General features: G+C 67.9%; 28 protein-coding genes and 1 pseudogene. 19 read left to right on the top strand and 10 right to left on the bottom strand.

Going from position 1 to position 23,497, the window contains the following annotated elements:
• The coding region (locus WB508_RS11000) for a hypothetical protein (protein WP_423844928.1) at positions 1–211 on the top strand (211 nt) is incomplete at its 5' end.
• Here WB508_RS11000 and WB508_RS10995 read toward each other — a convergent pair.
• The 3 genes from WB508_RS10995 to WB508_RS10985 all read right to left on the bottom strand — a co-directional run bounded on the left by WB508_RS10995 (position 204) and on the right by WB508_RS10985 (position 2,946).
• The gene (locus tag WB508_RS10995) at positions 204–1,172 is read right to left on the bottom strand and encodes a zinc-binding dehydrogenase (protein ID WP_423844927.1); all 969 of its coding nucleotides are present in this window, start codon (positions 1,170–1,172) and stop codon (positions 204–206) included. The genes WB508_RS11000 and WB508_RS10995 overlap by 8 nt on opposite strands.
• A 19-nt stretch (positions 1,173–1,191) precedes the next feature.
• Positions 1,192–2,391, bottom strand: a complete 1,200-nt coding sequence (locus tag WB508_RS10990) for an NAD(P)-dependent malic enzyme (RefSeq protein WP_423844926.1) — start codon at positions 2,389–2,391, stop codon at positions 1,192–1,194.
• Between the two features lie 147 nt (positions 2,392–2,538).
• Positions 2,539–2,946 (bottom strand): hypothetical protein, encoded by a 408-nt coding sequence (locus WB508_RS10985; protein WP_423844925.1) that lies wholly within the window; start codon positions 2,944–2,946, stop codon positions 2,539–2,541.
• Between the two features lie 162 nt (positions 2,947–3,108).
• Here WB508_RS10985 and WB508_RS10980 point away from each other — a divergent pair, with 162 nt between their 5' ends.
• Positions 3,109–3,360: a WhiB family transcriptional regulator gene (locus tag WB508_RS10980; RefSeq protein WP_423844924.1), complete on the top strand. Its 252-nt coding sequence runs from the start codon at positions 3,109–3,111 to the stop codon at positions 3,358–3,360.
• Between the two features lie 98 nt (positions 3,361–3,458).
• Here the strand turns inward: WB508_RS10980 and WB508_RS10975 are convergent, their stop codons facing one another.
• Entirely contained in the window at positions 3,459–4,916 is a 1,458-nt protein-coding gene (locus WB508_RS10975; protein WP_423844923.1) for a sensor histidine kinase, read from the bottom strand.
• Between the two features lie 35 nt (positions 4,917–4,951).
• Here WB508_RS10975 and WB508_RS10970 point away from each other — a divergent pair, with 35 nt between their 5' ends.
• The 5 genes from WB508_RS10970 to WB508_RS10950 are packed head-to-tail and all read left to right on the top strand — an operon-like array spanning position 4,952 to position 8,598.
• Positions 4,952–5,869: a DUF2785 domain-containing protein gene (locus WB508_RS10970; RefSeq protein WP_423844922.1), complete on the top strand. Its 918-nt coding sequence runs from the start codon at positions 4,952–4,954 to the stop codon at positions 5,867–5,869.
• A gap of 45 nt (positions 5,870–5,914) precedes the next feature.
• Positions 5,915–7,573, top strand: coding sequence for an acetolactate synthase (locus WB508_RS10965; RefSeq protein WP_423844921.1), 1,659 nt, complete (start codon positions 5,915–5,917; stop codon positions 7,571–7,573).
• Positions 7,554–8,108 (top strand): GNAT family N-acetyltransferase, encoded by a 555-nt coding sequence (locus WB508_RS10960; RefSeq protein ID WP_423844920.1) that lies wholly within the window; start codon positions 7,554–7,556, stop codon positions 8,106–8,108. The genes WB508_RS10965 and WB508_RS10960 overlap by 20 nt, the downstream gene beginning before the upstream one ends.
• Positions 8,105–8,482: a thioesterase family protein gene (locus tag WB508_RS10955; RefSeq protein ID WP_423844919.1), complete on the top strand. Its 378-nt coding sequence runs from the start codon at positions 8,105–8,107 to the stop codon at positions 8,480–8,482. Before WB508_RS10960 ends, WB508_RS10955 begins: the two co-directional genes overlap by 4 nt.
• Before the next feature lie 41 nt (positions 8,483–8,523).
• Entirely contained in the window at positions 8,524–8,598 is a 75-nt protein-coding gene (locus WB508_RS10950; RefSeq protein ID WP_369797015.1) for a 50S ribosomal protein bL37, read from the top strand.
• Between the two features lie 59 nt (positions 8,599–8,657).
• Here the strand turns inward: WB508_RS10950 and rsrA are convergent, their stop codons facing one another.
• The 3 genes from rsrA to WB508_RS10935 all read right to left on the bottom strand — a co-directional run bounded on the left by rsrA (position 8,658) and on the right by WB508_RS10935 (position 10,427).
• Complete coding sequence (rsrA, locus tag WB508_RS10945) at positions 8,658–8,930, bottom strand: mycothiol system anti-sigma-R factor (RefSeq protein WP_423844918.1); 273 nt, start codon at positions 8,928–8,930, stop codon at positions 8,658–8,660.
• A gap of 2 nt (positions 8,931–8,932) precedes the next feature.
• Positions 8,933–9,565 carry a sigma-70 family RNA polymerase sigma factor gene (locus WB508_RS10940; RefSeq protein WP_423844917.1) on the bottom strand — a complete coding sequence of 211 codons (633 nt, stop codon included), beginning with the start codon at positions 9,563–9,565 and terminating at the stop codon, positions 8,933–8,935.
• 121 nt (positions 9,566–9,686) lie between these two features.
• A complete protein-coding gene (locus WB508_RS10935; protein ID WP_423844916.1) occupies positions 9,687–10,427 on the bottom strand; it encodes an SOS response-associated peptidase in 741 nt (246 codons plus the stop codon).
• Between the two features lie 69 nt (positions 10,428–10,496).
• Here WB508_RS10935 and WB508_RS10930 point away from each other — a divergent pair, with 69 nt between their 5' ends.
• The 11 genes from WB508_RS10930 (at position 10,497) to WB508_RS10880 (ending at position 18,216) form a co-directional block, all read left to right on the top strand.
• On the top strand, positions 10,497–10,973 hold the full coding sequence (locus tag WB508_RS10930; protein ID WP_423844915.1) for a DoxX family protein: 477 nt from the start codon (positions 10,497–10,499) through the stop codon (positions 10,971–10,973).
• 39 nt (positions 10,974–11,012) lie between these two features.
• Complete coding sequence (gene aroA / locus WB508_RS10925) at positions 11,013–12,311, top strand: 3-phosphoshikimate 1-carboxyvinyltransferase (protein ID WP_423844914.1); 1,299 nt, start codon at positions 11,013–11,015, stop codon at positions 12,309–12,311.
• A 2-nt stretch (positions 12,312–12,313) separates the two neighbouring features.
• Entirely contained in the window at positions 12,314–13,312 is a 999-nt protein-coding gene (rsgA, locus tag WB508_RS10920; protein ID WP_423844913.1) for a ribosome small subunit-dependent GTPase A, read from the top strand.
• A gap of 56 nt (positions 13,313–13,368) precedes the next feature.
• Positions 13,369–14,286 (top strand): inositol monophosphatase family protein, encoded by a 918-nt coding sequence (locus tag WB508_RS10915; RefSeq protein WP_423844912.1) that lies wholly within the window; start codon positions 13,369–13,371, stop codon positions 14,284–14,286.
• A gap of 75 nt (positions 14,287–14,361) precedes the next feature.
• Entirely contained in the window at positions 14,362–14,799 is a 438-nt protein-coding gene (locus WB508_RS10910; protein WP_423844911.1) for a CBS domain-containing protein, read from the top strand.
• The gene (arfB, locus tag WB508_RS10905) at positions 14,780–15,199 is read left to right on the top strand and encodes an alternative ribosome rescue aminoacyl-tRNA hydrolase ArfB (protein ID WP_423844929.1); all 420 of its coding nucleotides are present in this window, start codon (positions 14,780–14,782) and stop codon (positions 15,197–15,199) included. The genes WB508_RS10910 and arfB overlap by 20 nt, the downstream gene beginning before the upstream one ends.
• A 50-nt stretch (positions 15,200–15,249) precedes the next feature.
• A complete protein-coding gene (locus WB508_RS10900; protein WP_423844910.1) occupies positions 15,250–15,435 on the top strand; it encodes a hypothetical protein in 186 nt (61 codons plus the stop codon).
• Positions 15,436–15,502: 67 nt separating this feature from the next.
• Positions 15,503–16,429 carry an Rv1678 family membrane protein gene (locus tag WB508_RS10895; protein WP_423844909.1) on the top strand — a complete coding sequence of 309 codons (927 nt, stop codon included), beginning with the start codon at positions 15,503–15,505 and terminating at the stop codon, positions 16,427–16,429.
• Positions 16,426–16,752 (top strand): sulfurtransferase TusA family protein, encoded by a 327-nt coding sequence (locus tag WB508_RS10890; protein WP_423844908.1) that lies wholly within the window; start codon positions 16,426–16,428, stop codon positions 16,750–16,752. The genes WB508_RS10895 and WB508_RS10890 overlap by 4 nt, the downstream gene beginning before the upstream one ends.
• On the top strand, positions 16,749–17,108 hold the full coding sequence (locus WB508_RS10885; protein ID WP_423844907.1) for a DsrE family protein: 360 nt from the start codon (positions 16,749–16,751) through the stop codon (positions 17,106–17,108). Before WB508_RS10890 ends, WB508_RS10885 begins: the two co-directional genes overlap by 4 nt.
• 31 nt (positions 17,109–17,139) lie before the next feature.
• Complete coding sequence (locus WB508_RS10880; RefSeq protein ID WP_423844906.1) at positions 17,140–18,216, top strand: radical SAM protein; 1,077 nt, start codon at positions 17,140–17,142, stop codon at positions 18,214–18,216.
• Between the two features lie 36 nt (positions 18,217–18,252).
• Here the strand turns inward: WB508_RS10880 and WB508_RS10875 are convergent, their stop codons facing one another.
• The 3 genes from WB508_RS10875 to WB508_RS10865 form a co-directional block, all read right to left on the bottom strand.
• Complete coding sequence (locus WB508_RS10875) at positions 18,253–19,773, bottom strand: aldehyde dehydrogenase family protein (protein ID WP_423844905.1); 1,521 nt, start codon at positions 19,771–19,773, stop codon at positions 18,253–18,255.
• A gap of 2 nt (positions 19,774–19,775) precedes the next feature.
• Positions 19,776–20,870, bottom strand: a complete 1,095-nt coding sequence (locus WB508_RS10870) for a saccharopine dehydrogenase C-terminal domain-containing protein (protein WP_423844904.1) — start codon at positions 20,868–20,870, stop codon at positions 19,776–19,778.
• A gap of 78 nt (positions 20,871–20,948) precedes the next feature.
• Positions 20,949–23,129 (bottom strand): thiamine pyrophosphate-dependent enzyme, encoded by a 2,181-nt coding sequence (locus WB508_RS10865; protein WP_423844903.1) that lies wholly within the window; start codon positions 23,127–23,129, stop codon positions 20,949–20,951.
• Positions 23,130–23,258: 129 nt separating this feature from the next.
• Here WB508_RS10865 and WB508_RS10860 point away from each other — a divergent pair.
• Positions 23,259–23,497 (top strand): annotated as a pseudogene (locus WB508_RS10860) (hypothetical protein); the annotation flags it as partial.

The raw sequence follows: 23,497 nt of genomic DNA, 5'->3' as shown, positions 1-23,497 counted from the left end.
CCGCTACACCAACGCCACCGAGGTGCGCTGGGTGCAGGACGAGCCGGCCAACCAGGGCCCGTGGCCGCACGTCGCGCTCAACCTCAGCGGGGAGTTCGGTGGGCTGCCTCTGCTACGTGTGTCGCGTCCCGAATCGTCCACGACCTCAGTCGGCTCGCACAGCCGTCACGTCACCGAGCACAACCAGCTGATGGATCTAGCGTTCAGCTGAGCGTCAGGACGACCTTGCCGAAGACGTCGCCGTCCTTGACGGCGCGAATGCCGTCGGCGGCTTGATCCATGCTGAGCACCTGTTCCACCAGTGGTCGGGTGCCAGTCTCGGCCATGAAGCGGGCCAGGGCCTCGAGCTCGTCGCGCGTGCCCATGGTCGATCCGTGCACCTTGATCTGCCGGAAGAAGATGTGCTGCAGCTCTGCGGCCGTGGCGTCACCGGAGGTGGCGCCAGAGATGACGATGGTGCCTCCGGAGCGCACCGACTTCACCGAGTGCGACCAGGTGGCGCGCCCGATCGTCTCCATCACGGCGTCCACGCGATCGGGCAGCCGCTCCCCCGACTCGAACGTCTCGTGGGCGCCGATCTCGAGCGCCCGCCCGCGGCTTCCGGCGTCGCGACTGGTGACCAGCACGCGGAAGCCAGCGGCACGCGCCAGCATGATCAACGACGTCGACATGCCGCCGCCGGCCCCCTGCACGAGCACGGTGTCGCCGGGCGAGAGGTCAGCCTGCGTGAACAGCATGCGGTAGGCCGTCAACCACGCCGTCGGCAGGCAGGCGGCTTCCCCGAACGACAGTCCGGCCGGCTTGGGCACGACATTTCGACGCGGGACCGTGACGTACTCGGCGAACGTGCCCTGGTGGCGCTCCGACAGCAACGTCCGGTCGGGATCGAGGGTCTCATCACCCGTCCAGTCCGGCGTGCTGATGACGCCGTGCACGATGACCTCGTTGCCGTCCTCGTCGAATCCGGCCGCGTCGCACCCCAGGATCATGGGGAGGAATTCATCTTTCAGCCCCACGCCACGCAGGCTCCACACGTCGTGATGGTTGATCGAGGCAGCAGCGACCCGGACCGTGGTCCAGCCCTCCGCCGCTGCGGGTGCCGGTCGCTCGCCGATGACCAGGGCCCCGAGGGGGTCAGCGCTGTCGGTGCGCTCGACGTAGACGGCGAACACGACTCAGATGCTCACGGGATCAGTACGGCCGGCGGGCGACGCCTTCGCGCCGCGCGGTGTCGGTGACGGCCTTGGCGACAGCGGCGCACACGCGCGCGTCGAAGGGCGACGGGATGACGTACGTCTCGGTCAGGTCGTCGCCGACCAGATCGGCGATCGCATGGGCGGCGGCCAGCTTCATGCCCTCGGAGATCACGGTGGCTCGCACCTCGAGAGCCCCGCGGAAGATGCCCGGAAACACCAGCACGTTGTTGATCTGGTTCGGGAAGTCCGACCGGCCGGTGGCCACCACGCGAGCGTGCCGAGCAGCAATGTCGGGGTGCACCTCGGGGTGCGGATTGGCCATCGCGAACACGATGGCGTCCCGCGCCATGCGCGCCACAGCGCTCTCGGGAACGGTGCCACCAGAGACCCCGATGAACACGTCGGCACAGTCCAGCGCGTCCTCGACGCTGCCGGGCTTGGCCCACGGCGCGGTGTCGGCCGCTAGCCACTGCTTGACCGAGTTGAGGTCCGTGCGGTCCGGATGGATCACGCCGGTGCGGTCGATGACGGCGATCCGCACCACGCCGGCAGAGCGCAGCATCTTGGTGATCGCCACACCGGCAGCGCCGGCGCCGGAGACGACGACCTTGAGCTCGGACAGATCCCTGTCAGTGAGTCGGGCTGCGTTGATGAGTGCGGCCAGCGTGACGACGGCGGTGCCGTGCTGGTCATCGTGGAACACGGGAATGTCGAGGCGCTCGATCAGCTGGCGCTCGATCTCAAAGCAGCGTGGACTGGAGATGTCCTCCAAGTTGATGCCGCCGAACGACGGCGCCAGTCGCACGATCGTCTCGACGATCTCGTCGACGTCCTGGGTGTTCAACGCGATGGGAATCGCATCGACGCCGCCGAACTGCTTGAACAGCACCGCCTTGCCCTCCATGACCGGCATCGAGGCGGCCGGGCCGATGTCGCCGAGGCCGAGCACCGCGCTCCCGTCGGTGACGACCGCGACCGTGTTGGAGACCCACGTGTACTCGTGCGCGACCTCTGGATCGGCAGCGATGGCCTCGCACACCCGTGCGACGCCTGGCGTGTAGGACATCGACAGGTCGTCGGCGTCGCGCAAGGGCACGGTGGCGGCGATCTGCATCTTGCCGCCGCGGTGCAGCGCGAAGATCGGATCGTTGGGATCAGGAGAGTCGAGAGTCATGTCGATGTCAGTGGCAACCATGGTGGCTTCGTCAGGAATGAGAAATCTGGACGGAATTCTGCGTCTCGACGGACCGGTCTGGATCGTCGGTGCGGCACCCTCGATCGTGATCGGGCCGCAGCGGTGACGGGCGGATCACGCCCGTCGAGCAGTCTCTCACACGGGGGCTCACCGGGGGTCTGAGGCCAGAGCCCGCGACACGGGTGGCGAGAGCAGGCAGACCAGCACCATCGCGGCTGGCAGTCCGACCGCGAGCGCCAGGGCCGGGGCATCGGTCAGGTTCGTCGCCACCAACCCCTGCAGGATCTGGGTGACGATCACGGGGCTGCGCGCCGCGGCGTGGCCCTGCAACAACAGGCGGATGGCCAGGAGGTGGGCGGCGGCGTACCCGGCGAGCACCACCGCGACTCCCAAGCCGCTGACGAGCCGGCCGCTGTCGATGTCGCGCAGGTTGAGCACGGCCAGGACGACGAACAGCAACGCCTCGCACGACACCACGCCTGCGGCGAGAAGAATCAGTCGGCGAGCCGTGCCAGTCGGTGCGGAGCGTCCGGCGGGAGCCTGATCATCGGTCACACAGCGGAGCCTAGCCAGCACCTGTGTGACCCACCTGACAGCAGTGTGACAGGCACGTCCCCTTGTCCACCCGGCAAAAGGCTGGGACGATGAAACCACCGCCATGCCACTGGCCCGTCCGGGCCGGTCATAGGCGCGCAACCGAACGGGAAGGAGTCTCATATGGATTGGCGTCACAAGTCCGCCTGCCTCGATGAGGACCCCGAGCTCTTCTTCCCCATCGGCAACACCGGCCCCGCCATCTTGCAGATCGAGGAGGCGAAGGTGGTGTGCCGCCGCTGTGATGTCCGCGACCAGTGCCTGCAATGGGCCTTGGAATCGGGACAGGACCACGGTGTCTGGGGAGGCTTGAGCGAGGACGAACGTCGTACGCTGAAGCGCCGCAACGCCAGGGCCCGCATCCGCACCGCCTAACGGTCGGACCGAGTTCTAGAGCAACGCAACGTATCGGAGAACCCCGTGGGTCGTCTCATCTGAGACGGACGCGGGGTTCGGCGCGTCCGGGCCGATCACTAGACGACCAGCGAGACGGCCACCGTCGTGCCGCCCTGGCGATTGGACTCGAACTGCAGCGAGCCGCCGAGTTCGTCCTCGACCAACGTCGAGACGATCGACAGACCCAGGCTGCCGGTGTCGTGGAATCCAGGTGGCAGACCGCTGCCATCGTCGGTGACCCGCAGGCGGAGCCGGCCACGAATGCGGTTGACAGCCAGCGTGACGGTGCCGGGGGCGGTGCTCGACGGGTCGAACCCGTGCGTGACAGCGTTCTGCACCAGCTCGGTGATCACCATGGCCAGTGACGTGGCCACGGCGCCCGGCAGCGCGCCGAAGGAGCCGATGCGGTCGGCCACCAGGCGCCCGTCACCGAGGTCACTGAGATCAAGCACGCTGCGCAACAGTCCGTCGGCGATCTCGTCGAAGTTGACGACGTCGTCGAACGAGCGGCTCAGAGTCTCGTGCACCACCGCGATCGAAGCGACTCGGCGCTCGGCCTCCTGCAGCGCAGTCCGCGCCTCCGGAACGTCGGACCGGCGCGCCTGCAGCCGCAACAGGGCTGCGACCGTCTGCAGATTGTTCTTGACCCGGTGGTGGATCTCGCGGATCGTCGCCTCCCTGGACACCAGCTCGCGCTCGCGCAACCGCAGCTCGGTGACGTCGCGCAACAGAATCAGACTGCCGTCGCGACCTGCCTGGGACCGCAGCGGAATGATTCGTGCCATCAGCGACGCTGCCGCATTCTCCAGGTCCGTCTCGCCGCCGTCATCGTCAGCGAACAGACCCAGGGGTCCCCGATCGGTGGGACGTCGGTCCACCAGCGCTGTGGCGACTCCGCCCAGGTGTGTGCCGATGAGATCGCCGGTCAAGCCAAGGCGCCGAAACGCCGACAAGGCGTTGGGGCTGGCGTATCGGACCAAGCCGGTGACGTCGGTCCGCACGAAGCCGTCGCCCACCCGCAACGAGTCAGCCAGCTCAGATCGTCGCCCGGGCATGGGAAACTCGCCACGCCCGATCATCGCGATCAAAGTTCCTGCAGCGTCCTGATAGGCGCCTTCGAGCGCACTGGAGGTACGGGCCGCCGTCACCGCGCCTCGCCGAACCATGGCTGCGAACGGACGCTCACCGCGGCACACCGGTACCGCCTCAACTCGTACCATCGGGCCGTCCGCGAGATCATCGACGTCCTCGGTCAAAACCTCCCCCGACGACATCGAACGGTCAAGCAGATCGGTCCGACCGGCAGGGAGGAAGGTGCCCGCCACGTGCTCCAGCAAGGTGGTGGGGCCAGTGGTGGGCCGGATCTGCGCGCCGGCCCACATCCCTCGCGACTCAGCGTCCGGAACCCACAGCACCAGGTCGGAGAATGACAGGTCGGCGATGATCTGCCAGTCGGCCACCAGGGCATGCAGCCACGCGATGTCGGCGTCGTCCAGGGATGTCTGGGAGCGAGCGATGTCACCGAGAGAGGGCACGTTTCCAGTATGCCGCCACGGTCTAGGATGATGCTGTGTCTGAGGCGTACTGGCAGTCGGTCATGCAGCAGGGCATGGATGTGCCGAAGGATCGCCCTCTCGACGAGTCGACTGTCGAATTGGTCGAGATGCTCGGGCACCCCAACCCCCGCATGCGTGAGGACCTCGCCTACCCGTTGCTGACCACGTGGATCAACAACGGGACCTTCGACGCGGTGCTGTCCGGCCTCGGAGATGGCATCGTTCCCGGGCTGCGCTACGGACTGGGGCACGACGGCGACATGTCCGTCCTCCGACGCTCCTACAGCGCCCTGATGCTCGCCGAGATCATCGGGCGCGACAACAACGAACATCTGATGTCAGCCGATTCCGTGCTGGACTGGGGCGACCACGCCACCGCCTGGTACACCCGCGAGCAGGACCACCGTGGCTGGATCCCCGAGCAGGGATGGGCTAACGCCGTCGCGCACGGCGCCGATCTGCTGGCCGCCCTTGCCCGGTCGCGCCACTTCGGTCGGCTCGAGCTCACCGTCCTGCTCGACGTCATCGCCGACCGTGTCCTCACCCCCACCTCCTACATCTGGCGGCATGGCGAAGAGGACCGCCTCGCGTACGCGGTCATGACGCTGCTGCACCGCAACGCACTCGATCCGATCATCGTCGAGCCTTGGTTGGCTCGTCTCGGCGACGGCATCAAGCCGCCCCGAACCCGTGGCCATCTCGAGGCCGAGTGGCCGCCGCCGGCGGTCAGGAACACGTCGTCCTTCCTGCGCGCACTTCACCTCCAGCTCGCACTGGGAGTGCAGGGGCGCGACGACTTGCGTGCCGACGCCGAGCTGTTCGCGGAACAACCAGCCCACCGGGCCGATCTGCTGCTGGCCGTTCTCGACCAGATCCGCGCCGAGCAACCGTGGCTCTACCGCTCCACGACACGCGCCAAACCCTTCCCCTGATTGGGTAACCGGCGGGTGGAACCCCGGTCCAGTAGCGTGCGACGCATGACTGAACGAGAAGGCCATGGCGGCATCCACGCGGTCGACGTGGCCCGCGCGCACGGCGTCGAGGCGATGTTCACCCTGTCCGGCGCGCACGTCTTTCCCATGTACGACGCGGCAGTCAAGGCCGAACCGGCCATGCCGATCATCGACGTGCGGCACGAGCCCACGGCGGTCTTCGCAGCCGAAGCGGTCGGCAAGCTGACCCGCACCCCGGGTCTGGCCGTGCTGACGGCAGGACCCGGCGTGACCAACGGCGTCAGTCCCATCGCCCAAGCCAGCTTCTCCGGATCGCCGCTCGTCGTGGTGGGCGGGCGCGCGCCCGCTGGTCGCTGGGGCTCAGGAAGTCTGCAGGAGCTCGATCATCCGCCGATCTTCAAGTCCATCGCGAAGTCATCGGTCACCGCACATCTGGTCGACGACATCGCCCCCACCGTGGACGAGGCGTTCACCCTCGCCGGCTCGTCGCACCGCGGTCCGACGTTCGTCGACGTGCCGATGGACCAGTTCTTCAACTCCACGACGGTCACGACATCGTCCGCCGGCAACACCACGGCAGCGATCGACCCCGATGCCGAGTCGCTGACCGCCATCGCCGCGCTGCTCGCGGCCTCGAGCCGGCCGGTCCTCGTGCTCGGCACCGACGTGTGGGCCGATCGCGCTGAGGAGGCGGCCCTGGCGTTCGTGGCCGAGACCGGCATCCCGGTCATCGCCAACGGCATGGGTCGCGGCATCGTGCCCGGCGGCCACCCGCAGCTGGTCACCAAGGCCCGATCGGCTTCGTTCAGCGCCGCCGACCTGGTCATCGTGGTGGGCACGCCCTTGGACTTTCGTCTCGGCTACGGCATCTTCGGCGGGAAGGACGGCACCACTCCCGCCAAGACAGTTCACATCGCGGACTCCCCCGGCCAGATCTCGACCCACGCCGAGATGGCCGCCTCGGCGTTCGGCGACCTCACTGCCGTGTTCACCGGTCTCCTTCAAGCGCTGCTGAGCGCCTCCGGTGCCCGTTCGGACTGGACCTCCTGGCTCAGTGGGCTGCAGGCCGAGGTCGCTGCGGCCACGGATCGCGACCGGGCGCTGCTTGGCGCTGACGCAGACCCCATCCACCCGGCTCGCATCTACGGGGAGCTGCTGCCACGCCTCGCCGACGATGCCGTCGTGATCGGAGACGGGGGTGACTTCGTCTCCTTTGCCGGCAAGTTCGTCGAGCCCAAGCGTCCCGGCGGCTGGCTCGACCCCGGGCCGTACGGTTGTCTCGGTGCCGGCATGGGCGCCGCCATGGCCGCACGCATCACGCGACCATCCAGCCAGGTCGTGCTGCTGTACGGAGACGGCGCCGCCGGCATGTCGCTGATGGACGTCGACACCCTCGTGCGGCACAACCTGCCGGTGGTCATGGTCGTGGGCAACAATTCGGCCTGGGGTCTGGAAAAGGGCCCCATGCAGTTCCTCTACGGCTACGACGTCGCCGCCGACCTTGCCCCCAACACCCGCTACGACCAAGTCGTGACGGCTCTCGGTGGAGGTGGGGAGATGGTCACCGATCCCCGCCAGATCGGCCCAGCACTCGATCGTGCCTTCGCATCGGGCGTGCCCTACCTGGTCAATGTCATGACCGACGTCAACGCGATGTACCCCCGTGCCACCACCGGTATCTGACGCCATCAGCATTCGGCCGGCCAGGCCCGACGAGTACCAGGCCGTCGGTGAGCTCACGGTCGCGGCCTACGACGCGGACGGCCATCTGATCCGCAGCGACGGTGAGCCGGACACGTACTACGCCGGGTGGCTGCGCGATGCCGCTCCACGCGGCGCGGGCGGCGGGCTGCTGGTGGCGGCCGACCACTCGGGGCTGCTCGGCACCGTCACCTGGTGTCCGCCCGGCTCACCGTTTCGAGAGGTGGCCACGGACGAGCGTCAGGGCGAGTTCCGGACCCTGTCAGTGGCACCGGGAGCGCGCGGACGCGGCATCGGCCAAGCCCTCGTGGCCGCGTGTATCGATCGCGCACGCGACCTCGGCCTGACCGAGGTCGTCCTGTGCTCGCTGCCCGAGATGGTGCCGGCACACCGCTTGTACGCGTCCTTCGGCTTCGCCCGCCGGCCCGATCTGGACTGGAGCCCGTTCGACGGGGTCACGCTCTGGGGCTTCTGGATGCCTCTCCAGCGCGCTGGCTCGCTAGGGTCGGGGGGGTGACCGATCCCGCTTCCTCACCCGCGTCCGCCTCCATCACCCGCACCGTGACCGCTGACGACACCGCGAGGGCCGTGGGCAGCGGTGACCTCGAGGTGTTGGGGACGCCGGTGCTACTGGCCTGGTGCGAGGCGGCCACCTGTCAGGCACTGAATCTCGACCCCGGACAGACGAGTGTGGGCACCCGGGTCGAGGTGGCCCACCTCGCCGCAAGTCCGGTCGGCACCGAGGTCATGTCCACCGCCGTCATCGAGCATCTCGACGACCGCCGGGCCCGATTCGAGGTCAGCGCGATCGACGCCGCCGGCACCGTGCTGGCCCGTGGAGTCGTGGAACGAGCCATCGTCGACCGCGAGCGGTTCCTGTCGCATCTTTGACGTGTGGGAGACTGGATCGTCTACTTTCAGGAGGACCCATCATGGGCAAGACTGGCCGCAAGCGCCGCGCGCGCCGCAAGAAGGGCGCGAACCACGGCAAGCGCCCCAACGCGTAAGCCTCAGACACAGCAGAACCCCCGTCGATCACGACGGGGGTTCTTGCATGCTGCTCAGTTCAGCTGGGGCCCTGCTGCGTCGTGATCTGCACCTGCACGGTGCGAATGGAGAACAACACCTTGTCGCGCAGCGGCTGAGGCGCCACTTCGTGGCACGAGCGGGAGACCAGCTGCTTCACGAGGCGTTCGAGGTCGAACTCATCGAGACAGTCGGTGCACTCATCGATGTGGTGCTGGATCTCGGCGCAGGTCGCGGTGTCGATCTCCTGGTCGATGAACAGGTAGAGGTTCTGCAGAGCCTTCTGGCAGTCGGGTCCGTCGCACGCTCCCATGACTACTTCTCCCCACCGGCGACGGCCATGCCGCGCCCACGGGCGTATTCGGAGAGCTGCTCGCGCAGTAGTCGCCGACCTCGGTGCAACCGAGACATGACAGTGCCGATCGGGGTGTCCATGATCTCGGCGATCTCCTTGTAGGGAAATCCTTCGACATCGGCCAGGTAGACCGCGTAACGGAAGTCTTCGGGCAGCGACTGCAGCGCATCCTTGATGTCGCTGTCGGGGAGGTGCTCCAACGCCACCATCTCCGCGGACTTCAGTCCCGATGAGGTGTGCGACTCAGCTGCGGCGATCTGCCAGTCGTCGATCTCGTCGGTGATCTGCTGCGGCTGGCGCTGCTTCTTGCGGTACGAGTTGATGTAGGTGTTGGTGAGGATGCGGTACAGCCAGGCCTTCAAGTTGGTGCCGGGCTTGAACTGGTGGAAGGCGCTGAACGCCTTGGCATAGGTCTCCTGCACCAGATCCTCGGCGTCCTGCGGGCGCCGGGTCATGCGGAGGCCAGCGGAGTAGAGCTGGTCGAGGAAGGGCAGGGCGTCAGCCTCGAAGCGGGCGTGTCGCTGCTCGAGGGTCTCGTCCTCGAGGCTCACCGCGTCGTCGGCTGCATCAGGGGTCTTCGGGGTGTCGGTCATCGTCACCCAGCGTACTCCCGACGTCGGACGCTCACCTTCTGACGTGATGGGTCGTTCCAGACACGCGGATCGTGCAGACATGTAACCTCCTCGACCCATGTCAACGCCACGAGCCGGAACGCTATTCCGGCGAGGTCGCCAGCGGCGCCACCAGCTCGGGTCCGTTGTTGCGCACGTGGTTGACCGCCGTGGACACTGCGTAGGCATCCAGCAACCCCGGTGCGGCGGGAGTGAGCAGCTCGAGGAGCTCCTCGGTGGGGCGGGGTGCCGGATCAAGCCAGGCGTCCCAGCCATCCGGCTCGACGAACAACGGCATGCGATCGTGGATGTGGCCCAGGGAGTCCTCGGCGCTCGTCGTGATGATCGTGAAGGTGACCAACCAGGAGTCGGTCGAGGCGTCCTTCCAGAACTCGTGCAGCCCTGCCATCGCCAGCGCCGCTCCGTCCTTGGGTCGGATGAAGAAGGGCTGCTTCAGTGCCTTGCCGCCCGCGGCGGGAGGCTCGTCGGCGGTGTACCACTCGTAGTATCCGTCGGCGGGCACCAAGGACCGGCGTTTGGCGAAGGCACGGCGAAACGAGGGCTTCTCAGCCAGCGTCTCGGCGCGCGCGTTGATCATGCGAGTGCCGATCGACGTGTCCTTGGCCCAGCTGGGGACGAGTCCCCACCGAGCCCGCATCAGCTCACGCTCGGCGGGCGCATCATCGGCCGAACCGTCGGCGCGACGTCCGACCACCAACGGAGCCATCTTGGTCGGCGCCACGTTGTAGTCGGCTTCGAGCTCGGCGTCCAGACTCATCAGGCCCACCTCGAACTGACTCGTGAGGTCCACCGACGTGTGAGAGGTGGCATAGCGGCCGCACATGACGCGAGCGTAGCGCCGGCCTGGTGGCCACTGGGTTGCCCCAGCCGCCATGTCGGGTATGAATGGAACATGACCCTTCTTCGCGTGGTGGCCCGTCCGATGATCGCTTCGATGTTCGTCGTGGGCGGCGCTTCTGCGATCAAGAACCCCGGACTGCGGGCGAAGAAGGCCCAGCCGGTCGCCGATCTGGTCAAGAAGATGGTGCCGGAGACTCCGCTGGACGCCGTGATGCTGGTTCGCCTCAACGGCGCGGTGCACGTGGGTGCCGGGCTCGCCCTGGCCACCGGCCGCATGCCCCGCCTGTCGGCTGCGGTCCTTGCGGCCACCATGCCAGCGACGACCATGACCGGACACCGCTTCTGGGAGGAGACCGACCCGGCAGCGCGCACCAACCAGACCGTGCACTTCCTCAAGAACGTCACGATCACCGGCGGACTGTTGATGTCGACGCTCGACCCGGACCCGCACAAGAAGTTCATCGGCCGCCGCGCCAAGGACAAGGTCGTCCAGGCGTCGGACACCGTGCAGTCGGCCCTGCAGCGCTGACCGCCGGCTCCGCACGAGCGGGGCCCTAGACTGCACGGGATGACCGATCCCCTGCCGTGGCTAGCACCGCACCGCGTCACGCCCTTCGACGGTTCGATCCAGATTCCTGGCTCGAAGTCGCTGACGAACCGAGCACTGGTTCTTGCGGCGGTGGCTGATCGACCCTCCACGATCGATCGGCCGCTCGACTCGCGTGACACTCAATTGATGGTCGCTGCCCTGACCGCCCTGGGCGCCGGCATTGAGCAGGGCGCAGCGGCGTGGACGGTCACGCCGATCCCCGCGGCTGGCCATGACGCACCCGTCGAGATCGACTGCGGGCTGGCCGGAACCGTCATGCGGTTCGTCCCCGCTCTGGCCGCACTCGGCAGCGTGCCGGTCAGGTTCGATGGCGACGAGCAGGCGCGCCATCGACCCATGGGCACCACCATCGCGGGCCTGCGCGGACTCGGCGTCACGGTGGACGACGGCGGCCGCGGATCTCTGCCCTTCACGGTGATCGGCACCGGTGCTGTCGCCGGAGGCCACCTGAAGATTGACGCCGACGCCAGCAGCCAGTTCGTGTCAGCACTCCTGCTCGCGGCACCTCGGTTCGACCTGGGCCTGGATCTGGCACACACCGGCGCGCGACTTCCCTCGCAGCCGCACATCGACATGACGGTCACTGAGCTGCGGCGCCGCGGCGTTCAGGTCGACGTGGACGGTGACCGGTGGTCGGTGCGGCCGGGCCCGGTCACCGGCCTCGACGTCGGCGTCGAGCCGGACCTCTCCAACGCCGGTCCGTTCATCGCTGCCGCGCTGGTGACCGCAGGACGTGCCCGGATCCAGCACTGGCCGACCTCGACCGACCAACCAGGTGACCAGTGGACCTTGATCGCCGAGGCGTTCGGCGGATCGGTGCAGCGTGATGGCGACGACCTGGTCTTCTCCGGTCCGTCCGGCCTCCGCGGAGTCGACCTCGACCTGCACGATGTGGGCGAGCTGACCCCCGTCGTGGCCGCCATCGCCGCACTGGCCGACTCGCCCTCACGCCTCACCGGCATCGCGCACCTGCGCGGCCATGAGACTGACCGGCTTGCCGCGCTCGCCGTCGAGATCAACGCGCTCGGCGGCCATGTCACCGAGCTCGAAGACGGCTTGGAGATCCAGCCCCGCCCCTTGCGAGGGGGCACCTTCGGCACGTACCACGACCATCGCATGGCCCACGCCGGCGTGGTGCTGGGTCTCTCCGTGCCCGACCTGTTCATCGAGAACGTCGAGACCACGATCAAGACCTACCCCGACTTCGCTCCGGTCTGGGAACACGCCATGTCCGAGCACGACACAGGACAGCAGTAGACATGGCTCACGTCGACGACGAGCACGCCGCGTTCGAACGTCCCCGCCGTCGCACCCAGCCCCGCACCAAGGTGCGGCCGGACTACAGCGACGCCGACCTGGCCCACGTCGTCACGATCGACCGTGGGCGCTACACCGTGGTGCTGGACAGCACCGGCGAGACGGTCACGGCGGTCAAGTCCCGCGGGCTCGGTCGCAAGGGCGTCGTGGTGGGCGACATCGCCCGGGTGGTCGGAGACGTCACCGGCGACGCCGGTACCCTCGCTCGCATCGTGGAGGTGCAAGAGCGATCGACCGTGCTGCGCCGGAGCGCGGACGACGATGATCCGATCGAGCGCATCATCGTGGCGAATGCTGACCAGTTGATGGTCGTGGCCGCGCTGGCCGACCCCCCGCCACGGCCCGGACTCATCGACCGTTGCCTGGTGGCCGCCTTCGACGCCGGCATGACCCCACTGGTGTGCCTGACCAAGGCAGACCTCGCGTCGGCTGACGACATCCTCCAGCAGCTGCGGCCGTTGGATGTCCGCGTTCTGGTCACGCAGCGCGGAGGGGACACGCAGGAAGTGCGGGAGGCGCTCGACGGTCACGTCACCGTGCTGGTCGGTCACAGCGGAGTGGGCAAGTCCACGCTGGTCAACGCGCTGGTGCCCGACGCCGACCGCTCAACCAGCCACGTCAATGCCGTCACGGGCCGGGGGCGGCACACCTCCACGTCGGCCATCAGCCTGTCGCTACCGGCTGAAGGCCAGCTGGACGGCGGCCGCATCATCGACACACCCGGCATCCGATCCTTCGGACTCAATCACGTCGAGCCCGATCACGTGATCCGTGCCTTCCCCGATCTGGGCGAGATCGCCCGCGGCTGCCCGCGCGCCTGCCCCCACACGACCGATGAGCCCGAGTGCGCGCTCGACGTGGCGGTGGCCGACGGCCGGTTGCCAGCAGCACGGGTGGTCGGCTTCCGACGCCTGCTGGCCAGCCGCCACCAACGCGACTGAGCCGCACAGCGGCGGCGTCCCGGATCCGCGCGATCCCGAGCCTTATCCTGATTGGCATGGCCCACGCGTACAACGACGACCTGCGCTTGGCACACGTCTTGGCCGACAACGCCGACAGTCTCTCGATGGACCGGTTCGGAGCCCTGGACCTGCAGATCGACACCAAGCCCGACATGACCTACGTGACCGAGTCTGATGAGGCCGTTGAGGCCACCATCCGGCGCAATCTGAAGTCCGCCAGGACCCGCGACGTGGTGCTCGGCGAGGAGCAGGGGCAAGACGTCTCCGACGCAAGCCGCACCGATGGCGGCCGGCGCTGGATCATCGACCCGATCGACGGCACCTCCAACTTCGTCCGAGGCGTACCGGTGTGGGCCACCCTGATCGCGCTGGAGGAGGACGGCGAGATCGTCGCCGGCTGCGTCTCGGCTCCTGCCCTTGGCCGCCGCTGGTGGGCGTCCAAGGGGACCGGCGCTTTCACGGGCAAGTCCCTGATGTCGTCACGATCCATCTCGGTCTCCAAGATCTCGAGCCTCGAGTCCGCTTCGATGTCCTACGCGTCGCTGGAAGGCTGGGAGGCCATCGACAAGCGCGACGCCTTCGCGGCCCTGCTGCGTCGATGCTGGCGCACCCGCGCCTACGGCGACTTCTGGTCGTACATGTTGCTGGCCGAGGGCGCGGTCGACATCGCGGCCGAGCCCGAGCTCAAGGTGTGGGACATGGCCGCCCTCGACATCGTGGTGCGCGAGGCCGGCGGCCGTTTCACCAGTCTGGCCGGCGAACCCGGACCGTGGGGCGACAACGCCCTGGCCACCAACGGACTGCTGCACGACGAGGCCATGGCGTATGTCGGCCACTTTCCCGACGGCGGCTCGACTCCCGAGGGATGGGACGACGAGCCGGAGACCGCGCGAGACCCAGACGACAACGTACGGCCATTCGGCTTCACCCGGCGTGCCCACGACCTGCCGTAGACGGCGGAATCGCTGGTTCACCGATATGGCGCAGGTTACAGTTCCGAAAACCGAGGTTCCAAGGAGTGTGGTCACATGCGCGTCAGCGACGTACTGGCATCGAAGGGCAGCAATGAGGTGTTCACGATCTCGCCCGACGCGACGGTCGCTGACCTGCTGGACACCCTCGCAGAGCTCAATGTCGGCGCGTTGGTGGTGAGCACCGACGGCTCGACCATCATCGGTATCGTCAGCGAGCGCGACATCGTGCGCAAGCTGCGCACCGTCGAGAACGCCCGGAGCCTGCCCGTGTCGCGGATCATGACCTCTGCCGATGAACTGCACGTGTGCAGCCCGACCGACTCGTTCGGCGTCCTGATGTCGCTGATGACCGAGCAACGGATCCGGCACGTTCCCGTTCTGGAGGACGACCGGGTTGTCGGCGTGCTGAGCATCGGCGACGCCGTCAAGTACCGCATGGACCAGCTGGAGTTCGAGCGCGACCAGCTCACCAATTACGTCGCGGGCGGCTGAGCTGAAGCACCCGATCCCCGAGCGCGAGCTGGGCTGGAAGTTCAGCCGTAGTTCCGGCCCGGGCGGCCAGCACGTCAACACCAGCGACACGCGGGTCGAGCTCACCTGGTCGCTCGCCGACACCGCCGCGCTCACGCCCGAGCAGAAGTCGCTCGCGACGATCCGGCTCAGGCACCGCCTGGTCGACGGAGCCATCACGGTTGCGTCGTCGCAGTACCGCTCGCAGCATCGCAATCGCGAGGCGGCGAAGGTCCGCCTCGAGCAGCTGGTCGCCAGTGCCATCGTTCCGCCAAAGAAACGCCGAGCCACCCGGCCAACCCGAGGCTCGGTCGAGCGACGGCTCGACGCCAAGAAGCAACGCTCACAGACCAAAAGGGCCCGCAGGGGCGGCTGGGATTGACCGATCTGCAATCGGGTACGCAGCGGACAACACCGAAGCGAGGATGTGTCATGACGATCGCCCCACCTGAACCCGACGAGGTCGAGCCCGGTCAAGGCCCGGACATCCCGGACCTGCCCGACCCGGCCTTTCCCGAGGTGCTCCCCGGCAGCGATGAGCCGGGGCCCAGCGAGATCCCCGAGGCGCCAGACACTCAACCATCGCCAGAGGGAGCCGAACAGCCCCAGCGGGAATAGTCTGGTCACGCCAGCGGGTTCCCTGCTCAACCACACCAGAACCCGGCACTGCCCAAAGGAACTGACCATGACCGCACTTCGGTGGATCCTGTCACCGGCGGTCGAGGGCGTGCCCCGTCGTCAGGCGCTCGCCAGCGCAGCCCTCCGCATCCTGGTCGGCTTGATGTGGTTGTACAACGTGTCGTGGAAGCGCCCGCCCAGCTTCGGGCAAGAATCGGGCAAGGGCGTGTTCGGCTTCACTACGGACGCCGTGGATCACCCGGTGTTCCCGCCGTTCAGCTGGCTGGTCGAGCACGTGGTCCTGCCGAACTTCACCGCGTTCGGTTGGTCCGTGCTCGTCGTCGAGACCGGACTAGCCGTCGCTCTGCTCACCGGTGCGTACGTCCGCCTCGCGGCACTGGTCGGCATTGCGCAGTCGCTGGCGATCGGCCTCTCGGTGGCACAGACGCCAGGAGAGTGGCCGTGGTCCTACTGGCTGATGGTCGGCGTCCACGTGGCCCTGGTGTTCAGCGCCGCCGGCACCGTGCTCGCCGTGGATTCCCTCCGCGCTGATCGTGGTCGCTCGTGGCGGTCCCTCGCGCTCGGATGGGGCGTGGTCGTGTCGGTGGCGGCGGTCAGCGCACTGACCATGTCCCTCGGCGAGGATCCCCTCGACTCCTCAGGCGCCCGCCTGGGCGGCCCGGGGCTCTCCATCGGCCTGGGCAGCTACAACGTTCTCGGTTCGGTGCTGCTGCTGGTCTGTGGCCTGAGCCTCCTCGCCGCCGCGCTCATCAGCGTCCGCGCCTGTGCCCTGGTGGCGACCGTCGCAGGCGCCGGAGCAGCGATCGTGCTGTATGCGCAGAGCGCATCGTCCGACAGCGTCCTGGGTGGCACCAACACGTCAGCAGCATTCTTCGGGTCCGTCGCGGTCGTGGGTGTCGCGGTGTGGAGCATCGGCAGAGGGCGATCCGGGGCGCCGCAGTCGACTCCGGACCAGGCTCAGGCCACGTCGTGACCACGACGCGCGTGCTGGTGGAGGGGGGCGATCGCGCTTGCGGGGAGCTGCTGCTGGTTCTGGCAGCCCGGGCACGCGAGCTGGGACCCGACACGCACCTGCGCCTGATCGCCACCGACCCTGCGGCACCCATCGACCTTCCCGCGTGGTGTCACCTCACGGGACACATCTACCTGGGGCACGGCATGCAGGACGACGGCCGGCCCCACTACGACGTGCAGACCGTCACGAGTCGTCGTGACGTGCTGCCGCACCACCCGTGGCGGCTCCAGTCGTCACCGTCTGCATCACCCACCATCACCGGAAAGGACATCCACCCATGAATGGACTCGTCATCAATCTCACTCACTCCATCGACGATCCTGACCGAACCAGCGTCGCGATGGTCGTCGCCGGGGCGTCGGTCGCCTCCGACCAGGAGACAACCGTCTTCTTGTCATCAGAGGGCACCCGGCTGGCCGCCAAGGGAGTCGCCGACGATCTGCACGAAGAGGGATTCGCTCCGATGGCCGAGCTGGTTTCGGCCTACGTGTCCGCCGGCGGGACGTTCCTGGTCTGCAGCCCGTGCGCCAAGAAGCGCGGGATCGGCGAGGACGACCTGATCGAGGGCGCTACCGTCGTCGGAGGTGCGACGTTGGTGGCACTGCTCGCCGATGGCGCCGCATCCCTGTCCTTCTGATGCTGGCCCTCTGATGCCGACGACGGCGCCCGTGCCCGCCGTCGAGTTCGACGGCGGCAACATGGACTGCGGCAGCGGGCTGCTGCTCGCGATCACGACGCGGATCCGGACGATCGAGCCCGGGCAGGTGATGCTCCTGCACACCCACGAGCGGTCCGTGCTGGCGGACTTGCCCGCCTGGGCGAGGCTGGCCGGGCACGAGCTGGTCGACGCTCCCGCTCCTGGCGACGCGGGCGAGGGACCATGGGGACTGTCGATCCGACGCGGGCTCCCGCGAGAGCGCCCCGCCCCGGAGCCAGAGGTGGAGTACTCCTCGGGGGCTCCGGCGCGTCTCGGTACCCGGCTGTGGCTGTACTCCAACTTCCACTGCAACCTCGCGTGCGACTACTGCTGCGCGAGCTCGTCCCCCAAGGCGGACGCCCGTCTGCTGCCGGTCGATGTCGCAGCAGCTGCCGCCGCCGAGTTCGCCGCACAGGGGGGGCGTGAGCTGTTGATCACCGGTGGCGAGCCGTTCCTTCATCCAGAGCTCGGCGAGCTCGTGGCGGCAACCGCCGCGCACGTGCCGGTCACCGTTCTCACCAATGCCATGGTGTTCGGCCGCGGTCGACGGCGCGACGCCTTGGAGTCGATGAACCGCAGCGCCGTGACCATGCAGGTCAGCCTCGACTCCGCCGGATCGGGCCTGCACGACCGGCAGCGCGGCAAGGGCACACACGCGAAGGCGCTCGCCGGGATCGAGCTGGCGCGAGGTCTGGGGTTTCGCGTGCGGGTCGCGGCCACCTACCCCCCCGCGGACGCCGCCGATGCGGGAGACCTCGTCGCAGTGCTGCGCGGCGTCGGCATCGCGGAAGATGACCTGCTCATCCGTCCTGTGGCACACGAGGGAAACGCCGCGGACGGCGTCGCCATCGACATCGATCATGTGGAGCCGGAGCCGACCTTGACCGCTGACGGCGCCTGGTGGCACCCGGTCGGCGTGACCAACCCCCAGCTCAAGGTCGCCGACTCTCCCCTGCCCTTGCAGCACGTCCTCGACGTCATGCGTGACGTCGTCGGCGTCCAAGCGGCCGCCGGTGCGCAGGGGCGGACTGTTTTTCGGTGCACGTGAGGGTGTCAGAACGTTTTCTCGCAGAGCAAGCCCGGTTCAGCCAAATTCCACGCCTTGGGCGAGCGGAAGCTCCGTCGAGTAGTTGATCGTGTTCGTGGCACGGCGCATGTAGCTGCGCCAGGCGTCGGACCCGGACTCGCGACCGCCACCCGTGTCCTTCTCGCCACCGAACGCCCCGCCGATCTCGGCGCCTGACGGACCGATGTTGACGTTGGCGATCCCGCAGTCCGAGCCGACAGCTGACACGAAGGTCTCTGCCTCGCGCACGTCGAGAGTGAAGATCGACGACGAGAGTCCCTGAGTGACCTCGTTGTGCAGCGCCATCGCCTCGTCGAGATCGCGATACGTGAGCACGTACAGCAACGGGGCGAAGGTCTCCGCCTTCACGATGTCGGTCTGCGCCGGCATGTCGACGATGGCCGGATGAACGTAGTGGCCGCCGTCGCCCACCTCAGCCTGGGCTCCACCGGTGACCAGCACACCGCCATCGGCTTGGGCCTGTTCGATCGCGGCACCGAAAGCCCGGAAGGCAGGTGTGTCGACCAGCGGTCCGACCAGCGTCGACGGGTCCAGCGGCGATCCGATCGGGAGCGTCTCGTAGGCAGCCTTGAGACCAGCCACCAGATCGTCCTTGATCGACTCGTGACAGATGATGCGACGCAGCGACGTGCAGCGTTGACCGGCCGTGCCGACGGCTGAGAAGACGATGCCTCGCACGGCGAGATCCAGATCGGCCGAGGGTGCGACGATCGCTGCGTTGTTGCCCCCCAGCTCCAGCAGCGTCCGCCCGAGGCGGGCCGCCACCCGGGGTGCGACCTCCTTGCCCATGCGGGTCGAGCCGGTGGCTGACACCAACGGGATCCGCGGGTCGTCGACCATGACCTCACCGATCGCCCGGTCACCGACGATGACCGATGACAGGTGCTCCGGCGCTCCAGCACGGCGAGCGGCCTCGACCGCGATCGCGTGGCAGGCCAGTGCGGTCAGCACCGTCTTCTCCGACGGCTTCCAGATCACCGCGTCGCCGCAGACGAAGGCCAAGGCTGCGTTCCACGACCAGACCGCGACCGGAAAGTTGAAGGCCGAGATGACTCCGATGACACCCAGGGGGTGCCACTGCTCCATCATCCGGTGCCCGGGACGCTCCGTGGCGATGGTCAGACCGTGCAGCTGGCGCGACAGGCCGACGGCGAGATCGCAGATGTCGATCATCTCCTGCACCTCGCCGAGGCCCTCAGACACGATCTTGCCGGCCTCGATCGAGACCAAGGCCCCGAGGTCGTCCTTGTGCTCACGCAACAGCTCGCCCAGCTCACGAGCCATGCGGCCGCGCACTGGCGCGGGGACCGAACGCCACTGCTCGAACGCGGCGTGGGCTCGGCCGATCTGCGCCGTGACCTCCTCCGGCGTGTGGGACTGCAGCGTGCCCATGACGGCCCCGTCGATCGGGGACACGCACGCGAGGTCACCCCCGTCGACGAAGGGGTCACCGGCGCCGACGGCCGACAAGATCTTTCGGGCGCGGACGCCGATGTCAGTGGTGGAGCTCTGCGTCATGGTCACACCGTTCCCAGGGTCTCGAAGCGGGCACCGGCGATGGTGGCGAACAGATCGGCCAACGCGATGTCCTCCTGCTTGATGAAGCCGCGCTGCGGCAGACGACCGTCGGCCACCAGCTCGACGACGGCGACGATCGACGCGGCGGTGGTCCAGGAGATTGCGCGCCACATGCGGCCTGCGATCTCGATCGGCCGGTAGCCGCGCACGTAGTTCTCGCGGAACGGGTGACCATGCTTGACGCCCTCGACGGCAGCATGGAGATACACGATGTCGTCGTTCACCGGGGGCTTGGCGTCGACGATGAGGCGGCCCACCAGCTCGCGCTCCTCCCGCAGGTTCAGCTCGTCGAACAGGAAGTGCATCTGGCGGAAATGACCGGGGTATCGCAGCGTCTTGTAGTCCAGGCGGGTGGCGCGGCCTTCGTAGGTCTGACACATGGTGCCGAGCCCGCCGGAGGTCAAGGCCGCCTCCAGCTCCATGCCACCGATGAACACGCGCTCCTTCTCGGTCATCGCGGGCACCATCTGGCGATGTCCGGACCGGAGCACCTCGCAGTCATTGAGATATTCGTTGACCACTCCTTCAGCCGACCAGTTGACCGAGTATCCGAGCAGCCCGGTGGGGTTCTGCGGCAGCGCGCCCACCTTGAGCTCGATGGAGCGGATTTCTTCAAAGCCAGCTGCCAGGGAAGCGCCGATGATGCCGATCAGACCGGGCGCCAGCCCGCACTGCGGCGCGAAGACCATGCCTGGAGCATCGTCGGTCAGGGATTCGGACAGCTCGAGAACACGGTTGGTCGTCGGGACATCCTCGGTCAGGTCGAAGTAGTGGGTACCGGCCGCATGCGCAGCCTCGGCGACGTCGATGTTGAGGTGGAACGGCAGGCATGAGACAACGGCGTCAAATCCGCGCAGCGACTCTCGGAGCGCGTCGATGTCCTTGACGTCCAACGGCTTGGTCTCGAAGGCCAGACCCTCTCGTGGGGCGGCGTCATGACCGACGACCTTGAAACCCGATTCCTGCAGCAGCACGGCGACCAGCTCACCGACCTTGCCGAGTCCGACCACAGCGACCTGGTTGATGATGCGCGACACGAAAACCTCCTGGTACCGGCGTGGATCACACGCCGCACGACGTAGACGACTCCGGGGGTGACCGACGTCACGCTCACCCTAATGCGAGGGGTGGTCACCATCGAGCAGGCGGGCCCCAGCACGCACGATGTCACCGACCTGCAGCAGCACGTGGTTCGCCGCAGGTCCCAACGGAATGAAGGAGTCGTGGCTGGTGACACGGCCGATCGAGCCGGGATGGCGGTGATCGATCAAGGCGGCGATGACCGCCTCCGCGACGCCACCGCTGCGCCGGGTCTCGTCAACGACCAGCACGTGATCGAAGCGCGCTGCGTGCGCGACCAGGTCCTCCTCGGGCAGCGGCGCAAGCCAGCGCAGGTCGAGGACGGTGCAACCGACTCCCGCCTGCTCCAGCTCACGGGCTGCCAGACAACTCATGCGCACCCCGTTGCCGAAGGTCACCATCAGGAGGTCGGTGCCGTCACCGTGGGTCGTGGTGGCCCCGAAGACCTCACGGTTCCGGTCCCCTGCTGGCTCGTGCGAGGTCAGCCAGGCTCCGTCGCCGGGCTCCAAATCACGCTCGTGGTACAGCGCGATCGGTTCGAGGAACACACACACGCGCCCTTCCTCCTCGGCCAGCGCGACACACGTGCGCAGCAGCTCAGGCGCATTCGACGGGTGTGCCGGCACGGCCAGCACCAGACCGGGAATGTCGCGCAGCACGGCCACCGAGTTGTCGTTGTGGAAATGTCCGCCGAAACCTTTTTGGTACGCCAGTCCGGCGATGCGCACCACCATGCCATTGCTCAGCTGGCCCGCTGAGAAGAACCGCAGTGATGCTGCCTCGCCCCGCAGCTGGTCCTCGGCGTTGTGCAGGTAGGCGAGGTACTGGATCTCCGGTATCGGCAGCAATCCGGCGAGCGAGGCTCCCAGCGCCGTGCCGAGAACGGTCTGCTCGTCGAGGATCGAGTCGAACACCCGGGCTGGTCCGAATCGCTTGCGGAGTCCACGCGTCACGCCGTAGACCCCACCCTTGACCGCGACGTCCTCGCCGAACAGCACACTGTGCAGCCGGGACGTCATGACGTCCGCGAGCGTGGCGTTGATGGCGCCCGCCAACGTCAGACCGGCATCGGTGGGGGATCGGTCGGCCGCGGCACGACGCACAGCGCGAGGCTGCCGCATCGTGAGAGGCGCCATCACCGCATCGGCATCCGCCAGGCGTTCGGTGCCGCGTACCTGCTCTGCGGCGCCCATGATGTGCTCACGGTGGGCCTCGTAGAGCGCCAGCACCTCATCCGGAGTCACGTGCCCCTGCGCGACCAGCGTTGCCGCGGTGGCCACCAACGGATCAAGGTCGTGGTCGGCCGCAATCGCCGCTGGGGAGCGATAGGCCAGCTCAGCATCGGAGCCGGCGTGCCCCATGAAGCGCACGGTTCGCAGGTGCAAGATCGCGGGACGGCGGGAGGTTCGCACCTTCCGCGCGACGCGCTCGGCCGTCAGCATGGCCTCAGCAGGCGCCGTGCCGTCGGCAGCGTGGTACGAAATTCCCGGGAATCGCGACAACACGGCAGCGATCCACCCGTGGGGCGTCGCGGTGCTGATACCCAGGCCGTTGTCCTCGCACACCAACAGCAACGGAATTGGCAGACCCTGACGCGTGATGAACGACGCCGCGTTGATCGCACCGATCGTGGTCGAGTGGTTGGCCGAGGCGTCACCGAAGCTGGTCACGACCACGGAGTCGGCCGGCCAGGGAACCGTCGCGCCGAGCTGATGGGCGCGGGGCAGGGAGAAGGCCAGGCCCATGGCTCTTGGCAGGTGCGAGCCGATCGTCGATGTTTGAGGAATCACGGCGAGATCTGGATGCCCGAACACCTTGTGCCGACCGCCGGAGATGGGATCGAGCACCGACCCCGTCAGGGTGTGCAGCACGTCGGTGATGGGTGTCGAGTCCGGTACCTGTTGGGCGCGTGCGGCGTAGAAGCCACCTGACCGGTAGTGCAGCAGCGCCGGATCGGTCGGGCGCAGCGCCGCCGCGACGGTCGCGTTGCTCTCGTGTCCTGCCGATCCGATCGTGTAGAAACCTTCGCCCTGTGCGTGCAGCCAGCGCGCTGCGAAATCGAGGTGACGGCTCTGCAGCTGCGCTTCGAACAGCGCCATCAGTCGTCCCGGGGCGATCTGGTCGCCCATCGGATCAGCTCGCCGCGACGCCCGCTCCGGAGCCGTACGCCACTGGTCCACCTGCGCGACGAAGTGGTCATCGATCGCCTGCCGCATGCCTGACCCTTCGCTGGTTCGATCGGTCACCGTGACCGCGAGTCGGGACCACTGTGCCACCTCGGTCTAGAATCATGGGCGAGATGCCGACGCTTCCGCGTCGGCGCCCCCACTCACCAGGAGTTCTCTGTGCGGATCACCCGCCTCGGCAAGATCGTGACAGCGGCGGTCATCCCGACGGTCGCCGCCGCGACCCTGCTTGTCTTTACCGCTCCTGATGGCCCACTCACGGCCCTCAACGTCGTGAGCGTGCCCGATGACGCGACGCCGACCCCGTCGGTCCAGCTTGATGAGACGAGTCCGGCCCCGAGCCCCACACCGACCGCTTCACCGACCGCGGCCGAACAGCGCGCCGCGCGGCAGTCCGC

It is taken from the genome of Aeromicrobium sp. (genome assembly GCF_049586495.1).
GTDB lineage: Bacteria > Actinomycetota > Actinomycetes > Propionibacteriales > Nocardioidaceae > Aeromicrobium.
Note: the sequence above shows the minus strand (reverse complement) of the source record. Positions and strands in the feature narration are given on the sequence as shown.

Bases quoted from the DNA above. Each gene is read 5' to 3' on its own strand.
- WB508_RS10990 (WP_423844926.1), bottom strand. From the start codon at position 2,391: ATGGTTGCCACTGACATCGACATGACTCTCGACTCTCCTGATCCCAAC.
- WB508_RS10980 (WP_423844924.1), top strand. From the start codon at position 3,109: ATGGATTGGCGTCACAAGTCCGCCTGCCTCGATGAGGACCCCGAGCTC.
- WB508_RS10965 (WP_423844921.1), top strand. From the start codon at position 5,915: ATGACTGAACGAGAAGGCCATGGCGGCATCCACGCGGTCGACGTGGCC.
- rsrA (WP_423844918.1), bottom strand. From the start codon at position 8,930: ATGGGAGCGTGCGACGGACCCGACTGCCAGAAGGCTCTGCAGAACCTC.
- WB508_RS10940 (WP_423844917.1), bottom strand. From the start codon at position 9,565: ATGACCGACACCCCGAAGACCCCTGATGCAGCCGACGACGCGGTGAGC.
- WB508_RS10935 (WP_423844916.1), bottom strand. From the start codon at position 10,427: ATGTGCGGCCGCTATGCCACCTCTCACACGTCGGTGGACCTCACGAGT.
- WB508_RS10930 (WP_423844915.1), top strand. From the start codon at position 10,497: ATGACCCTTCTTCGCGTGGTGGCCCGTCCGATGATCGCTTCGATGTTC.
- aroA (WP_423844914.1), top strand. From the start codon at position 11,013: ATGACCGATCCCCTGCCGTGGCTAGCACCGCACCGCGTCACGCCCTTC.
- rsgA (WP_423844913.1), top strand. From the start codon at position 12,314: ATGGCTCACGTCGACGACGAGCACGCCGCGTTCGAACGTCCCCGCCGT.
- WB508_RS10915 (WP_423844912.1), top strand. From the start codon at position 13,369: ATGGCCCACGCGTACAACGACGACCTGCGCTTGGCACACGTCTTGGCC.
- WB508_RS10910 (WP_423844911.1), top strand. From the start codon at position 14,362: ATGCGCGTCAGCGACGTACTGGCATCGAAGGGCAGCAATGAGGTGTTC.
- WB508_RS10900 (WP_423844910.1), top strand. From the start codon at position 15,250: ATGACGATCGCCCCACCTGAACCCGACGAGGTCGAGCCCGGTCAAGGC.
- WB508_RS10895 (WP_423844909.1), top strand. From the start codon at position 15,503: ATGACCGCACTTCGGTGGATCCTGTCACCGGCGGTCGAGGGCGTGCCC.
- WB508_RS10885 (WP_423844907.1), top strand. From the start codon at position 16,749: ATGAATGGACTCGTCATCAATCTCACTCACTCCATCGACGATCCTGAC.
- WB508_RS10875 (WP_423844905.1), bottom strand. From the start codon at position 19,773: ATGACGCAGAGCTCCACCACTGACATCGGCGTCCGCGCCCGAAAGATC.
- WB508_RS10865 (WP_423844903.1), bottom strand. From the start codon at position 23,129: ATGCGGCAGGCGATCGATGACCACTTCGTCGCGCAGGTGGACCAGTGG.